Source organism: Amycolatopsis australiensis (genome assembly GCF_900119165.1).
In the GTDB taxonomy this organism is placed as follows: domain Bacteria; phylum Actinomycetota; class Actinomycetes; order Mycobacteriales; family Pseudonocardiaceae; genus Amycolatopsis; species Amycolatopsis australiensis.
The window spans coordinates 2120837-2134989 of the sequence record NZ_FPJG01000006.1 but is presented as its reverse complement, the minus strand read 5'-3'; the positions used below and the strand labels follow the sequence as shown (position 1 = coordinate 2134989).

Below are 14153 nucleotides of genomic sequence, written 5' to 3'. Positions count from 1 at the left end.
ATTAGCCTACGGAGGGCGTCACGCGCATTGTCGGGAGGGAGGCCGGGGTTGTCGGCGACACGGCTGCTCGTGCTCGGAGTCGTACGGATGTTCGGCCGCGCGCACGGCTACCAGGTGCGGCGCGAGCTGCTCAGCTGGTCGGCGGACAAGTGGGCCAACGTCCAGCCCGGGTCGGTGTACCACGCGCTGAAGAAGATGAACTCCGAAGGCCTGCTGGAGCAGGTCGACGTCGAGCCGGGGCGGTCGGGGCCGGACCGGACGGCCTACCGGCTCACCGCCGACGGCGAGCAGGAGTACCAGGTGCTGCTGGCGAAGGCGCTGTCCGATCCCGAGCTGAACCACCCCGACCTCTCGGCCGCGATTTCGCTGATGACGACGTTGCCGCGGGCCCGCGTGATCAACCTGCTGCGGCACCGGCTGGTGCACCTGGAGGCCGAGCAGCGGCGGGCGCGGCTGATGCTCGAAGAGCTGAAGTCGGACATCGAGCTGGGCACGCCCGAACACGTCGGCGAGCTGTTCCGGCTGTGGAACGGGATCACCGACACCAGCCTCGCCTGGCTCCAGGGCCTGATCGCCCGGCTCGAGGCCGGCGAGTACGTGATGGCCGACGAGCGCGGCGACGCCTTCGGCACCCCGTCGTCCCGGTAATCAAGTTTGACTAGCAGGCCCGGCCTCGGGCACAGTGTGCGGGTCAACTAGTCAACTTTGACTACCGACGAGAGGGGTTTCCATGATCACGGCACGCGGTCTCGAGCGGCGGTTCCGCCGCAAGGGCCGCTCTGGGGGCGAAGTACACGCGGTGCGGGGTGTCGACCTCGACGTCGCGGCGGGCGAGCTGGTCGGGTTCCTCGGGCCGAACGGCGCCGGCAAGACCACGACGCTGCGCATGCTGACCACCCTGCTGAAACCGACCGCGGGCACCGCGACCGTCGGCGGCCGCGACCTGCTGACCGATCCGGTCGGCGTGCGCGAGCGCATCGGCTACGTCGCCCAGGGCGGCGGCACCGCCCCCGAGTCCACGGTCGCCGAGGAGCTGGAGCTGCAGGGCCGGCTGTACCGGATGAGCAAGGCCGACGCCGTCGCGCGCGGCGCCGAACTCGCCGAGCAGCTCGACCTGACCGGCCTCGGCCAGCGGCCGGCCAAGACGCTGTCCGGCGGCCAGCGGCGACGCCTCGACATCGCGCTCGGGCTGATCCATTCACCCGGTCTGGTGTTCCTCGACGAGCCGTCGACCGGGCTGGACCCGCAGAGCCGCGCCAACCTGTGGGAGCACATCCGCCGGCTGCGCGCCGAGCAGGGGATCACGGTCTTCCTGACCACCCACTACCTCGACGAGGCGGACGCGCTGGCGGACCGGCTGATCGTGATCGACGGCGGCCGGATCGTCGCCGAGGGCACGCCGGACGCGCTCAAGGCGCGGGTCGACGGCGACCGCGTCGAGGTCGGCGTCGACCCGGAGCGGGGCGCGGACGCCGCGGAGATCGCCGGACGGCTCACCGGCGCGCACGAGCTGTCCGAGTCCGGCGGGCTGGTCCGGTTCCGGGTGCCGCGTGGCGACGTCGCGCTGCCGGAGCTGCTGCGCGCGCTGGACACCAAAGACATCCCGACGCGGTCGGTCCAGGTGCGCCGGCCGACGCTCGACGACGTTTTCCTGACCCTGACCGGGCGCTCGCTGCGCGAAGCGGAGGAGGGCAGCCGTGCTGCGTGACACCTGGCTGATCTTCCGCCGCGACATGAAGGCGGCACTGCGCAACCCGACCTGGGTGCTGATCGGGATCATGCAGCCGCTGCTGTACCTGTTCCTGTTCGGGCCGCTGATGGTGAAGGCCGTGCACGCCCAGGGCATGTCCGAAGTGGACGGCTGGATGCTGCTCACGCCGGCGTTGATCGCCCAGCTGGCGCTGTTCGGCAGCTCGTTCGTCGGGTTCGGGCTGCTCGCCGAGTACCGCTCCGGCGTGGTCGAGCGGTTCCGGGTGACGCCGGTCAGCCGGACGGCGCTGCTGCTGGGGAAGGTGCTGGCCAGCGCGCTGCAGGCGGTCGTCCAGTCCGTGCTGATCATCGCGCTGGCGTACCTGGCGTTCGACCTCGACGCGCCGGTCGGCGGCGTGCTGCTGTGCCTGGTGATCGTGTTCTTGCTGGCGGTGTCGCTGGCGTCGTGCTCGTACGCGCTGGCGCTGACCATCAAGAGCGAGGAGACGTTCCCCGCCCTGCTCAACGCCGTGCTCCTGCCGTTGCTGCTGCTCTCGGGCATCCTCCTGCCGATCACGGCGGGCGTCGCGCCGAAGTGGCTGTACACGATTTCCCAGATCAACCCGTTCCGGCACGTCGTGGACGTCGAGCGCAGCACGTTCCGCGGCGACTTCTCGCTGGACGCGTTGTTCACCGGAAGCGTCGTGGTGCTGCTGATGGCCGTCGTGTCGGTGTGGTGGGGCACACGCACGTTCCACCGGGAAAACGCCTGATCATCCCGGTGTTGCTGACTGCGGGCCCGCTCCCGGCGACGTATGGTGGCCTCTCCACCGACGTGCCGGGGGCGGACTGTGACGGAGCCGGAGAGCGAACGCGGGATCTCGCTGTCCCACCGCGAGCGCGTCTCCGACTGGCACGCCGTCCGTGCGGCCGAGACGCGGTTCGTGTCGGTGACGATCAGCGAGAACGTCAACTGGACCAACCCGGCCGCCGAGCGGAACCTGACCGGCGCGCAGGAGGCCGGGTTGCACGTCGGCGGCCGGCACTACGCGCGCCCCGGCGCGGTGCACGACCAGGCGGAGTTCTTCGTCCGGACGGCCAGCAGGCTCGGCGCGTTCGCCCCCGGGTCGCTCGCGCCGGCGCTGGAGGTGGCGGCACCCAGCGTCGACGACCGGTTCGTCAAGGCGTGGATCAAGCACGTCCGGCACGCGGCGCGCATCGAGCGGGTGCTGGTCTACGCCGACTTCGACTGCTGGCAGCACCGCCTGCACCCGGACCGCTGGGCCGACTCGGAGGTGGTGCTGTGGCTGATCCGGCACAACGGCATCCCGGGACGGGCGGGCTGGTTCCACTCGCGGCTCGGCGTGCACCAGCACGCGTGCGCGGCGGACGTCCCGGGCATCGACGGGCCGGTCGAGCAGAACGCCGTCGTGTACCCGTTCACATTGGGTGACTTGCTGCTCTGACGTGTGGTGGTATGGCGCCATGCGCGTGACGAGCACACCGATCCGGACGAACGTCACGCCCGCGCGCGCGTTTGCGGTACTCGCTCACCACGCCGCTTCCCGCGGGCTGCCGCCGCCGGCGATGCTTTCGGGTGACTGGTTCTCCGCCCGGGCCGTGATCGCGCCGTCGCTCTCCGTTTCGCCGGGCGGGTTCCCGTCTTGCGCCGAGGTCGATGCCGCGCCGGGGGTGATCGGCGGCGGGTGGTTCGGGTACCTGTCCTACGACCTGGCGGACCCGTCCGGGCGTTCGGGCGCGCTCCCGGCGTCGGCGTGGGGCTGGGCGGACCACGTGCTGCGGTGGTCCGCGTCCGGGACGTGCTACCTGGAGTCCGTCGACGGCGGCGGCCCGTCGGTGTCCACTATGGAATCGATGCTGGCCGCACCGGCGCCTGCCTTGTCGTGGACCGCCGGGCCGCTGCGGCGCCCGCTGCCGTCGGAACACCGGGACGCGGTGAAGGCGTGCGTGCACGCGATCGAGGCCGGGGAGCTGTTCCAGGCGAACATCTGCAGCCGGTTCACGGGTTCGTTCTCCGGGTCTCCCGCCGCCTTGTTCGCGGCGGGGGTTTCTTCGCTGTCCCCCCGCCGGGCGGCGTTCTTGTCCGGCGGCTGGGGGTCGGTCGTCTCGTTTTCACCGGAGTTGTTCCTCGCCCGGCACGGGCGTTCGGTGCGGTCGAGACCGATCAAGGGAACGCTCCCCCGGCGTGGGCCGGCGGACGACGGGAACGCTTCGCTGCTGCGTCAGTCCACGAAGGACGTGGCGGAGAACGTGATGATCACCGACCTGGTGCGCAACGACCTGGGCCGGGTGTGCGAGGTGGGGTCGGTGACGGTGCCGTCGCTGCTGGAGGTCCGTCCGGCGCCGGGGGTGTGGCACCTGGACTCGACGGTGACGGGGGTTTTGCGACCCGCGGTGTCGGACTCCGCTCTCCTGGCGGCGGCTTTCCCGCCGGGCTCGGTGACGGGCGCGCCGAAGATCCGGGCGCTGGACCTGATCGCGTCACTGGAACCGTGCGGACGCGGGGTCTACACGGGCGCGATCGGACTGCTGTCCCCGGCGGCGGGGCTGGAGCTGAACGTCGCGATCCGGACGTTCGAGATCGCGGCGGGCACGGTGTCGCTGGGAGTGGGCGGCGGCATCACGGCGGATTCGGACCCGGAGGCGGAGTGGCAGGAGTGCCTCCACAAGGCAGCACCCCTGGAACGCCTACTTGCCGGGGTCGAGCAGTAGCTTGCCGACGGTCTTGCGCGAGCGAAGGGCCTCGTGCGCGCCGCGCGCGTCGGAGAGCGGGAACTCGCCGCCGGGGATCGCCTTGAGCTTGCCCGCCCGGACCAGCTCGAACAGCTCGGTGAGCGCGGTCCCGAAGACGTTGCCCGGCAGCCGGAAGACGTGCGGCAGCCACATGCCGCTGATCGTGGTGCTGTGGCCGAGCAGGTTGCGCAGCTCGACGGGCTTCGGGTTCTCGCGGCCGGCCATGCCGTAGAAGGCGAGCCGCCCGAAGGGGGCGAGGGCGGAGATGCTCTGGTCGGTGGTGGTCCCGCCGACCATGTCGAGCACGACGTCGACCCGGCGGCCGTTGTTGGCCTCGATCAGGGTCTGGGTCATGTCCTCGGCCCGGGAGTCGACGGCGACATCGGCACCGAGTTCGAGCGCGAGGGCGCGCTTTTCGTCGCTGCTGGCGGTGGCGATGACCCGCCCGGCACCCCAGGCCTTGGCGAGCTGCACGGCGACGGTCCCAACCCCACCGGCGGCGGCGTGCACGACGACCGATTCGCCCTTTTCGAGGTGGGCGTTCTTCTTGAGCAGGACCCAGGCGGTGGTGCCCTGGACCAGCATGGAGAGGGCGGTGAGGTCGTCGATGCCGTCGGGCAGGGGGAAGGTCATCGCTTCCGGAGCGACGGCCTTCTCGGCGTACCCGCCGCCGCCGTTGAGCAGCGCGACGACCCGCTTGCCATCGTGGGTGCCGACCACTTCACCGCCGGGAATGAGCGGCAGCTTGCTGGGGGCGAGGTAGGAGTTCTCGGCCTGGTGGGTGTCGGCGTAGTTGACCCCGACGCGCTCGACGTCGATGAGCACCTCATCGGGACCAGGCACGGGATCGGGCAGCTCGACGGGGGTGAGCACCTCGGGGCCGCCGAACTCGGTCACCTGCACTGCACGCATGTCGCCGTCCCTCTCGCCGTCCGCTGCTCGATGTGAGACATTCTGGCATATGTCTCAGGAGTTCGAGCTGGCCCGTACGTGGTTCCTGTCCGGCCGCCGGGTGGACATGGGCGAACTGGCGGAGGCGCTGTCGATCAGCCGGGCGACGCTGCACCGCCGGGTCGGGTCCCGCGACCGGCTGCTCGGGGAGATCCTGTGGTCGCTTTCGTCCGCTTCGATCGCCCGGTTGTGGCCTTCGTGCGTCGGCCGCGGCGCGGCGGGGGTAGCGGACTTCGTGAGCGGATATGTCCGGTTCGCGAACGACTCACCTCCGTTTCGGGACTTCTTGCGCCGGGAGCCGGAGCGCGCGTTGCGGCTGCTGACGACCCGGGCGAGCGTTTGCCAACAGCGAACGACGGCTCGGCTTTCGGACTTGCTGAACGGCGAGGTGGCGGCCGGGCGGTTGGATCCGCCGTTGCCAGTGCCGGACCTGGCCTACCTGCTGGTGCGGATCGGCGAGTCGTTCGTGTACACGGACGTCATCACCGGGGATGCGCCCGATGCGGAGAAGGCGCACGCCGCGGTGACCGCGTTGTTGAGCTGACGGGGTCACATAGTCACTTCGTACAGATGAATTTGCCGCACGTCGACGGATACCCAAGAGTCAATCAGTTCTTCGCCTGGCAGATCGACGAACTCGACGAGAAACACGTCGCCACCCACTCGCAGGTTCACGATCTTGTCGTCGGCATCGATGCCGATGATCTTTCCGACGAGTCGCGCGCACCCGTTCACCTGGCCGGCAATAGCGGCCTCTTCCTGATTCGCGACTGCCCACGTCACCACTTCGTCAGGAATGTCGAACTCGACGTCGAGCGCCCTCCGATCCGGAGGTGCTTGTCCGCACAGGACCGCGTCGGCCGAACCGAAGTCGGACTCGAAACGAATCAGACGACGGTCCGGCTCGAGAACTTCGGTGATCTCTACCCGCATGGACTCACTTTAACGGCACCCCGTTGCATCACGTTGCGAACAGTCCAGACGTTGGTGAACGGCGCCCGTCAGCCGAAACGAGTCGATTCGGATCCACCACACCGGTTCTCGGATGCACATCGGTGTACGGACCTTCTCCCAGGTGGTCGGTCCACGCCTGGACCGCATGTTCCGGCTTCATCGGCTTCGGCGCGGCTTCTTCGGGCAGGTTGACGACTCGCTCCGGTGGTGCTCCGCCACCGCAGTTGGGCACCAAGGTCGACGTTCCGCCGGCGATGACGTAGAAGTCGTGCACCGCGTCGACCCCGAGGTCGTACACCAGCGAGCCGTCCTGGAAGCGCCGGACCGACTGGCGGCTTGAGGTGTCCCCGGAGTGACCAGGCACGTGGGGGCTGATGGTCGGGGATCCACGCGAGTCGTTCGCGTACACGGACGTGGTCACCGGCGATGCACCCGATGCGGAGAAGGCGCACGCCGCGGTGACCGCTCTGTTGAGCTGACAGGTTTATCAACCCTAACAGAAACTCACCCCAAATGAATTCCCCGTATAAAGAATCGAAAGCTGCTAATTGGCAAAGGTTCGAAGATTCGCAATTCTGCAGCTCAATTTCTCCTGCCACCCACTCATGAATCGGGTAAGCGCCGCACTGCCGGCGCTCACATACAGATGAGAAGGCACACCACTTTCCGGGTAAATCACCTCGCTCATCTCCTCCGGATAACCGAGGTCCGCCCACGCAGCAGCCAGGAGATCGAACCGTGCCGACAAGTCAGCGACAGCAGCACTGATGGAAGCTGAAATATAGTACTGCCAAACTTCCGCAGAGTTATCTGTTTCATACCTCCGCAAAGCCTCGGCAAATAGCCTCGCCGATTCGACGTCCGCTGACAGCAAAAGCGAGATCTCCGCCTCCTCCGAAGTCAACGGTAGCGCTCGCCGAACCAGCCCGTCGATGGCGCGCATGAGTTCATTCGTATTCAGGAAACCAGTACGCCATCCGTACGACAGCTCCCCGGGGTACGGAAAACCGAACTCGAAGAACAGCTCTGAGTCGAATTTCTCCCAAACCTCTCGCATCAACACGATCCTTGACTGCTATCTAATGGGCTTAAAGGCTTCGTGCACAGGCATCGAAACGTGCATGTCCTGCATCCAGGCTGCCGCACGGCGGTAAGGGTCGGACTTCACCGCAGCAGAACTTCCACGAGGAGCGTTCTGAACAATCTCCTGCGCCTCCCGAGGAGTCGGCTGAAAGTGCTCCTTCGGCGTGACATTGCAGTTGTGGACCAGGACCGACGAGCCGGCCGCGCCCACGTAGTAGTCGTGGACCGCGTCCACTGTGAGGTCGTAGACCGGCGCCACCTGCTCGAAGTGGCGAACCGACGTGATCTCGGACGGCTGATCATCCGCCGAGTGTAGGTGCTCGCCCGCGGTCAGCGAACCGATCGCGACCCAGTCACCGGCCTCTTCCACCCAGACGAGGTGCCAGCCCGTGGCCGTCAGTGACGCGCCCCAGTTCAGGGCAACGACTCACCAAGCCGCAGTTCCCCGGCGGTTACCCAGCGCCCCTCGTCCGGCAGCCAGAACGGGTGACCGTCGGTCGCGACGACGTCGGCCATCGCTGCGCCGGACGGCTCCTCGGCCTCGCAGGTCAGTTCCACCAGTTACCTGAGCCGTGGCCGACGATGGTGGCAACCACCGCTTCCGCCACGGTCCCGGGGTCGGCCGCAAGGACCCGATCGCCCAGGCGCACCTGCTCGATCGGCTTGGCGGATCCGTCGGCGAGCGTGACGCGAGTTCCCGGCTGGAAACTGGTGCTTCCTTCCGCCGCGCTCGGCCGCCTCCGCGCCCCATAGCCGACTTCCGAAGCCACTCGCTCGGCATCAGCAGTCGCGTTGGCGGCCTTGTCGGCGTCGGCCAGCACCTCCTCCGTGTCGACGATGACCTTCTCGTCCTTCTTGCCGGACGCCTTTGCGCCCTTCCAGAAGTCCGCGATGATCTCGCCGGCCCTCAGGGATCTTGCCCCACGGGATGAAGTTGATCACCGTCCGGATGCACGTGCCGAGCGCTTCCTGCCGGGCAAGTGTTTGCCTGCAGCACACGACGGCAAGGTTGCAGGAACGGCTGTTCAGCCGTGGTCATTGCGATGCGGCAAGAGCCGCCGTTGCCGCCGAACCGGTCTATCTGCCGGCGGACCGGCGAGTCGCTCATCCACTACATCGACCGACCAACGCGAAGACGGCACCTGCCGCGACACCGATTCGATCAGCCCGCCGGAGTAGTGCGATCTGTACCCGAGAAGCAAAATCAGTGTTGTCCACCAGCAGAAACAGCTCGACGATCTCGGCTCTCACATTAAACTCGAACCGAACTGCTTGTTTCGGATCGTGTACTACCAGACGCCGTGACGGCGCCGAAATCGCCTGCCGGGCCAAGATAACAGGACGGGCCGGTGTCGGCCGTTCTTCGAAGACCGAACATTCCAAAGAGCTTTCGGAACCAGGCAGCAGTCCGAAGATGATGCTGTTTCCCGACCGGTACCAGTGGGTATCGGCCCGATCCCAGTCCGTCAGATAGTCCGCAGCGAGGACATTGTCACCGTTCGACCTGCTCCTGCATCCATGCTGTCGCACGATGGTAAGCCTCGGCGACCCAGACAAGCCCGTTCCAGAGGAGATTCGCCACCAGACCGATTCACCACTACAACGAAGATGCGGAGAGTAGCACCACTGCCCGCAGTTGTTGGCGAGGACCAATGCCTATCGATGATGATGTGGGAAATGTGGGTGTTCGCTGGTGACCAGTTTGCGCGCGGCGACCGCTGAGTTGGACGACGTCAGCGGATCAGCGCCAGGTCCACATCCCACAGTGCGTCGACGTTACCGTCGCCGTCCGGGGTGACTCCGGCGAGCAAACATCAGGCAGGGCCGCCAGGGCCACGCCAGGAGGCAACTGGAGCGTCCAATCGAGCGAGTCGGCACCGTGCAGTAGGTGCCACCGCTGAGCCCCAGGCCCGTTGACCCGGCGCTCCAGAAGGACGAGCGGCTCGTCAGCGCCGCAGGAAAGCCGCACCTGCTGCGGGAAATCACGGCTTGGTCTGCCCAGCGCCGCTGTGTCATCGTCCACCTCGAACCACGACCAGTTGTCTGCCCTATACACGTGCAGGCCGAACCGCCGCGCGGACTCCGCCACCTTCCGGTCTTCTGCTTCCACGGCCAGGTAGAAATCGGTCTCGACACTGACCCACAACTCGTCGCTGCAAAGCACGCAGGACAGGTCGCTGCCCCGAAGCATCCGGCGAACGAGCGCCGGCGCGGTTTTCAGATCGACCACGAGCCCGCTCCGCAGGAACGGCACCCACGACGGCAGCGACTTCGTCACCGTCGGGGCCCTGACGACGAATTCGCCGGCGCCGCACGAAACTGCGAGCGACCGGACGAAGTCGACATAGCGATTCTCGACCCGGTAGTACTCGGCGGTCGAAAGCACTTCACCGCCGAACCGGTCGCCGATGTCGTCGCTCGATGTCCAGTCCTCGGCTTGACCGTTACGCGCTGCCTCATCGTACTTGGCGACGAGCGCCACGGACCCGCTTGCTTCTTGCCGATGAGCACGGCGGCCGGAGCTGTCGGTCAACCTCCGGCGCCGTGCTTGCCCGCCTCGAGAATGGCGGCGGTATTCCGGAGGATGATGTCGACGGGCGCCAAGGATTGTCGGCATGACTTGTGTGCCCCAGCAGACCGCTACGGGTTCCAGGACGGGAAACCGGTTCAGCCAGCATCTCCCAGCTCGCGACTGGCCCCGTAGTCGAGCACCGACGCCGTCGACGTCTTCGAGAAGGCAAGCAGCAGGTCACTTCTCGTGCCGTACGGAAGTTCGTCATTCACATGTTTCTCCGAAGCTGACACTCGAACCGGCCACCGCCGAGTCGTCGGTTTCTCCGAGACCGACTTTACCCCATTCACGCTCGGCATCCGGCCAGGTCATTCTCCGAAACCACGAAAGACGCTTGCAGGCCGCGTCGAAATCGAACGTCTTGGCCGAGCGCAGGAATTGGCCACTCGCATGATCGGTGATCTGTACGAAGTACTCGTCCTCGAACCCGACAACACCTTCGTCGTCCCATGCCGCAGGGATCAGTCGCAACTCGGCTCGATCCGCGAGCGCGCGCGAACCGGCAGTGACCGCCTGCTCGCCGTCAACCGGACACACCAGGTCGTTCGCGGAAGGTTCAGCCGCGGCCGAGAGCGACCGCCACCAGACGTGGTTGCGGTCGCAGTGCATTTCCCACCAGGCGAATTCGGCCATCCGCGGATTGCAAGCTGCCGCAGGCACACTTGCGAAGCCCGCTCAGCCAACCTGATTCCATCCGGGAAGCCGAGGTTTCGCGCCCGGGTGAGGACGCACAGGCACCCACCGGCTGGAACCGCCCGCACCCAGCCGCAGTTGAGCACAATGACCAGTAGACGTCACTCTTGCAGATTCTCGACAACGTCGGCGCCGCCGAGGAAGAGCGGCACTTTGCAGCCGACGCATCATCCCGAGCCGACGCTCTCGCCGGACAACTCCGACCACCTTCCGGGCATCACGCCTTACGCGCCGCGAGCACGGCGTCGTAAAGCTCCTTTTTGGACACTCCCGTCGCCTCGGCCACCTCCGCCGCCGCGGACTTCAGGCGCTCGCCTTCCGCCACCCTGGACTGGACCTCTTCCACCAGGTCCGCCACCGAAACCGCCCTCGGCTCCGCTCCCGCCAGTACCACCGTGATCTCCCCACGCACGCCGTCCGCCGCCCACGCAGCCAGCTCCGCCAGCGTCCCGCGCTTCACCTCTTCATACGTCTTCGTCAGCTCGCGGCACACCGCCGCGCGGCGAGCGCCGCCCAGTGCCGCTGCCGCGTCGGCCAGCAGTGATGCCAACCGGTGCGGGGACTCGAAGAACACCGCTGTCCTGGGCTCGTCGCGCAACGACTCCAGCCAGCGGGACCGCTCGCCCGGCTTTCTCGGCGCGAATCCTTCGAAACAGAACCGGTCGCACGGCAAACCGGACAAAGCGAGCGCCGTCGTCACCGCCGACGGGCCCGGCAGGCACGTCACCGGGATGTCCGCCGCCACGCACGCCGACACCAGGCGGAACCCCGGGTCGGACACGCTCGGCATCCCGGCGTCCGTCACCAGCACCACCGTCTCGCCCGCGCGTAACGATTCGAGCACCTTGGGCAGGCGCGCCGTCTCGACGTCCTCGTAGAAGCTCACCACGCGGCCGCGCGGGGTCACCTCCAGCGCGGACGCCAGCGACCGCAGCCTGCGGGTGTCCTCGGCCGCGATGACGTCGGCTTCCGCCAGCGCTTCGGCCAGGCGGGGCGAGGCGTCGCGGACGTCGCCGAGCGGGGTGGCGGCGAGGATGAGGCGGCCCTGGGTCACCGGCCCAGCCTAGGCTGATCAGCGGATCCGGACGACGCACGCCCTGCCCCGCCCGTAGGATCGCCCCGTGACCGCCGTGCTGACCCGTCCCGACGACGAAGGCGTCCGGCCGGACCCGGTCGAGGTGCTCGGGCCGCCCACCGACCGCGAAGCGACCCTGCTCGGCCGCGGCATGCCCACCGACCGGCTCCGCGGCTGGATCGTCACGCTCGTGCTGACCGTGGTCGGCGGCATCGTCCGGCTGCAGAACCTGGGCGTCCCGACGGACAAGGGCAGCCCGGTCTTCGACGAGAAGCACTACGTGCCGCAGGCGTGGCAGATGCTGCGCAACGGCGGCTACGAGGACAACTACGGCTACGAGCTGGTCGTCCACCCGCCACTGGCCAAGCAGCTGATCGCGATCGGCGAGTGGCTGTTCGGCTACGACGGCTGGGGCTGGCGGTTCATGCCCGCGCTGGCCGGCACGCTGATGGTGCTGCTGACCGTCCGCGTCGCGCGCCGCCTGACCCGCTCGACGCTGCTCGGCGGCATCGCCGGCATCCTGGTGATCTGCGACGGCGTGCTGCACCTGCAGTCGCGCATGGGCATGCTCGACATCTTCATCGCGCTGTTCGTGCTCGCCGCGTTCGCCTGCCTGCTCGCCGACCGCGACCAGGTGCGCGAGCGCCTCGCCACGGCGGTCCGCGAGGGCTGGGTCAACGAGTCGGTCTGGGGCCCCAAGCTGGGCTTCCGCTGGTGGCGGTTCGCGACGGGCCTGATGATCGGGCTCACCTTCGGCGTCAAGTGGTCGGCGCTGTACTACATCGTGGCGTTCGGGCTGCTGTGCGTCGGCTTCGACGTCGCGGCCCGGCGCGCGGCCGGCGTCGAACGGCCGTGGCTGGGCACGCTCCGCCGGGACGTGCTGCCCGCGCTGTGGGCGATCCTGGTCATCCCGTTCCTGATGTACTTCGCCGCGTACTGGGCGTGGTTCGCCAGCGAAACGGCCACCGACCGGCACTACACCGAGATCAAGGACATCGCGCCGGGCTTCTGGTCGTGGGTGCCGCCGGCGCTGCGCTCGCTCGGCGACTACACGGCGAACGTCCTGCACTTCCACGAAACGCTGGTCACGCCGAAGGACAACCCGCACCCGTGGGAGTCGAAGCCGTGGACGTGGCCGATGGGCCTGCGCCCGATGCTCTACAGCTACGACGGCGACGTCACCGGCTGCGGCGAGGCCCGCTGCGTGAGCGCGACGATGCTGATCGGCACGCCGGCGATGTGGTGGCTGGCGATCCCGATGCTGGGCTGGTCGGCGTGGCGCTGGTTCTTCCGCGCGGACTGGCGCTACGCGGCGGTGCTGGTGGGCTACCTCGGCGGGTACGTCTTCTGGTTCAGCAACATCGACCGCCAGATGTACTTCTTCTACGCGACCCCGCTGGCGGCGTTCCTGGCGCTCGGGCTGACGCTGTGCCTGGGCCAGATCCTGGGCAGCGCGAAACGCGGGTTCGAAAGACGCGGGACGGGTCTGCTCGTCGTGTCGCTGTACGTCGGGCTGGTGGTGGCGAACTTCGCCTGGCTGTGGCCGATCCTGAACGGCGTCGCGATCACCACGGGCCAGTGGGAGGCCGAGCGCTGGCTGCCGTCCTGGCGATAGCTCAGCCCGCGAAGTACGCCCCCGGCGTGACGCCGACCGCCCGCCGGAAGGCCGCCACGAACGCGCTCGCCGAGCTGTAGCCCACCCGGTGGGCCACCGCGGCCAAGGGCAGGCCCTGGGCCAGCAGCGGCAGCGACGCCCGCAGCCGCACCTGCGTGCGCCACGTTCCGAACGGCATCCGGCACTCGCGGACGAAGATCCGCGCCAGCGTGCGCTCCGCCGCACCGGCCTCGCGGCCGAACTCCGCCAGGCTGCGAGGGTCCGCCGGGTTCACGAGCAGCGCACGCTCGACGTCGCGGGCCCGCGGGTCGGCCGGCGACGGCACCACGATCGGGACCACGTCCAGCGGCTCCAGCAGGTCGAACGCCACCGCCTCCGCGCGCAGCCGGGCCGCCGGGGCGACGCCGTCGCCGGTCAGGTACTCCAGCAGCTCACGCAGCAGCGGTCGGACCACCACCATCCGCGGCGAAGGCCACGAAACCGGGGACCGCGACGGCTCGGCGTAGATGCCGCGCAGTGCCGCGTGGCCGAGCGCGCCCGTGCGGTGCCGGATTCCGGCCGGCAGCCACAGCGCCCGGGTCGGCGGCAGCACCCAGCCCGCGTCGCCCGCCTCCACCGCGACCACCCCGCGGGCCGACCAGACGAGCTGGTGCACCGGATGCTCATGCCACGGGAACCAGGTCCCGGCGGGCAGGTCGACCTCGCCGAGCAGCATGGCCTGGCTGGTTGGCGACATGACTTGACAGGATATCGGCTACCGGTCACCG

Annotated in this window: 19 protein-coding genes; 8 read left to right on the top strand and 11 right to left on the bottom strand. The window is 68.4% G+C overall.

The genetic code is table 11. The features are described 5' to 3' along the window. Nucleotides 1-48: 48 nt before the first annotated feature. The 5 genes from BT341_RS11525 (at nucleotide 49) to BT341_RS11505 (ending at nucleotide 4422) form a co-directional block, all read left to right on the top strand. Complete coding sequence (locus tag BT341_RS11525) at nucleotides 49-648, top strand: PadR family transcriptional regulator (RefSeq protein WP_072476279.1); 600 nt, start codon at nucleotides 49-51, stop codon at nucleotides 646-648. 82 nt (nucleotides 649-730) lie between these two features. Further along, entirely contained in the window at nucleotides 731-1708 is a 978-nt protein-coding gene (locus tag BT341_RS11520) for an ATP-binding cassette domain-containing protein (protein WP_072476278.1), read from the top strand. Then, nucleotides 1698-2462 (top strand): ABC transporter permease, encoded by a 765-nt coding sequence (locus tag BT341_RS11515; protein ID WP_072476277.1) that lies wholly within the window; start codon nucleotides 1698-1700, stop codon nucleotides 2460-2462. Before BT341_RS11520 ends, BT341_RS11515 begins: the two co-directional genes overlap by 11 nt. Nucleotides 2463-2540: 78 nt before the next feature. Continuing rightward, the gene (locus BT341_RS11510) at nucleotides 2541-3155 is read left to right on the top strand and encodes a glycoside hydrolase family 25 protein (protein ID WP_072476276.1); all 615 of its coding nucleotides are present in this window, start codon (nucleotides 2541-2543) and stop codon (nucleotides 3153-3155) included. A 19-nt stretch (nucleotides 3156-3174) separates the two neighbouring features. Further along, nucleotides 3175-4422, top strand: coding sequence for an aminodeoxychorismate synthase component I (locus BT341_RS11505; RefSeq protein WP_072476275.1), 1248 nt, complete (start codon nucleotides 3175-3177; stop codon nucleotides 4420-4422). Here BT341_RS11505 and BT341_RS11500 read toward each other — a convergent pair. Beyond that, a complete protein-coding gene (locus BT341_RS11500; protein ID WP_072476274.1) occupies nucleotides 4399-5355 on the bottom strand; it encodes a quinone oxidoreductase family protein in 957 nt (318 codons plus the stop codon). The genes BT341_RS11505 and BT341_RS11500 overlap by 24 nt on opposite strands. A gap of 49 nt (nucleotides 5356-5404) precedes the next feature. Between BT341_RS11500 and BT341_RS11495 the strand changes: the two genes are divergently transcribed. Then, nucleotides 5405-5938: a QsdR family transcriptional regulator gene (locus BT341_RS11495; protein WP_072476273.1), complete on the top strand. Its 534-nt coding sequence runs from the start codon at nucleotides 5405-5407 to the stop codon at nucleotides 5936-5938. 5 nt (nucleotides 5939-5943) lie between these two features. Here BT341_RS11495 and BT341_RS11490 read toward each other — a convergent pair whose 3' ends face one another. The 6 genes from BT341_RS11490 to BT341_RS11475 all read right to left on the bottom strand — a co-directional run bounded on the left by BT341_RS11490 (nucleotide 5944) and on the right by BT341_RS11475 (nucleotide 8252). Then, a complete protein-coding gene (locus BT341_RS11490; protein ID WP_072476272.1) occupies nucleotides 5944-6327 on the bottom strand; it encodes a hypothetical protein in 384 nt (127 codons plus the stop codon). Nucleotides 6328-6355: 28 nt separating this feature from the next. Continuing rightward, nucleotides 6356-6769: a hypothetical protein gene (locus BT341_RS44205; protein ID WP_177328786.1), complete on the bottom strand. Its 414-nt coding sequence runs from the start codon at nucleotides 6767-6769 to the stop codon at nucleotides 6356-6358. Nucleotides 6770-6892: 123 nt separating this feature from the next. Continuing rightward, nucleotides 6893-7405: a hypothetical protein gene (locus BT341_RS11485; protein WP_072476271.1), complete on the bottom strand. Its 513-nt coding sequence runs from the start codon at nucleotides 7403-7405 to the stop codon at nucleotides 6893-6895. Between the two features lie 18 nt (nucleotides 7406-7423). Beyond that, on the bottom strand, nucleotides 7424-7801 hold the full coding sequence (locus BT341_RS11480) for a hypothetical protein (protein WP_072476270.1): 378 nt from the start codon (nucleotides 7799-7801) through the stop codon (nucleotides 7424-7426). A 44-nt stretch (nucleotides 7802-7845) separates the two neighbouring features. Continuing rightward, the gene (locus BT341_RS45225; protein WP_177328785.1) at nucleotides 7846-7989 is read right to left on the bottom strand and encodes a hypothetical protein; all 144 of its coding nucleotides are present in this window, start codon (nucleotides 7987-7989) and stop codon (nucleotides 7846-7848) included. Beyond that, complete coding sequence (locus BT341_RS11475; protein WP_072476269.1) at nucleotides 7980-8252, bottom strand: Hint domain-containing protein; 273 nt, start codon at nucleotides 8250-8252, stop codon at nucleotides 7980-7982. The genes BT341_RS45225 and BT341_RS11475 overlap by 10 nt, the downstream gene beginning before the upstream one ends. A gap of 7 nt (nucleotides 8253-8259) precedes the next feature. On the opposite strand from BT341_RS11475, the gene BT341_RS44195 reads away from it, so the two are divergent. After that, nucleotides 8260-8610 (top strand): hypothetical protein, encoded by a 351-nt coding sequence (locus BT341_RS44195; RefSeq protein WP_143168527.1) that lies wholly within the window; start codon nucleotides 8260-8262, stop codon nucleotides 8608-8610. Nucleotides 8611-9172: 562 nt separating this feature from the next. Here BT341_RS44195 and BT341_RS11470 read toward each other — a convergent pair. From BT341_RS11470 to rsmI, 3 genes are all read right to left on the bottom strand, one after another. Then, nucleotides 9173-9913, bottom strand: coding sequence for a hypothetical protein (locus BT341_RS11470; RefSeq protein WP_072476268.1), 741 nt, complete (start codon nucleotides 9911-9913; stop codon nucleotides 9173-9175). Nucleotides 9914-10207: 294 nt separating this feature from the next. Then, on the bottom strand, nucleotides 10208-10636 hold the full coding sequence (locus BT341_RS11465; RefSeq protein WP_143168526.1) for a hypothetical protein: 429 nt from the start codon (nucleotides 10634-10636) through the stop codon (nucleotides 10208-10210). Nucleotides 10637-10913: 277 nt separating this feature from the next. Next, nucleotides 10914-11750: a 16S rRNA (cytidine(1402)-2'-O)-methyltransferase gene (gene rsmI / locus BT341_RS11460; RefSeq protein WP_072476266.1), complete on the bottom strand. Its 837-nt coding sequence runs from the start codon at nucleotides 11748-11750 to the stop codon at nucleotides 10914-10916. A gap of 67 nt (nucleotides 11751-11817) precedes the next feature. Between rsmI and BT341_RS11455 the strand changes: the two genes are divergently transcribed. Beyond that, nucleotides 11818-13386 (top strand): dolichyl-phosphate-mannose--protein mannosyltransferase, encoded by a 1569-nt coding sequence (locus BT341_RS11455; protein WP_072476265.1) that lies wholly within the window; start codon nucleotides 11818-11820, stop codon nucleotides 13384-13386. A 1-nt stretch (nucleotide 13387) separates the two neighbouring features. Here the strand turns inward: BT341_RS11455 and BT341_RS11450 are convergent, their stop codons facing one another. Continuing rightward, on the bottom strand, nucleotides 13388-14101 hold the full coding sequence (locus tag BT341_RS11450) for an AraC family transcriptional regulator (RefSeq protein WP_072476264.1): 714 nt from the start codon (nucleotides 14099-14101) through the stop codon (nucleotides 13388-13390). Between the last annotated feature and the right edge of the window lie 52 nt (nucleotides 14102-14153).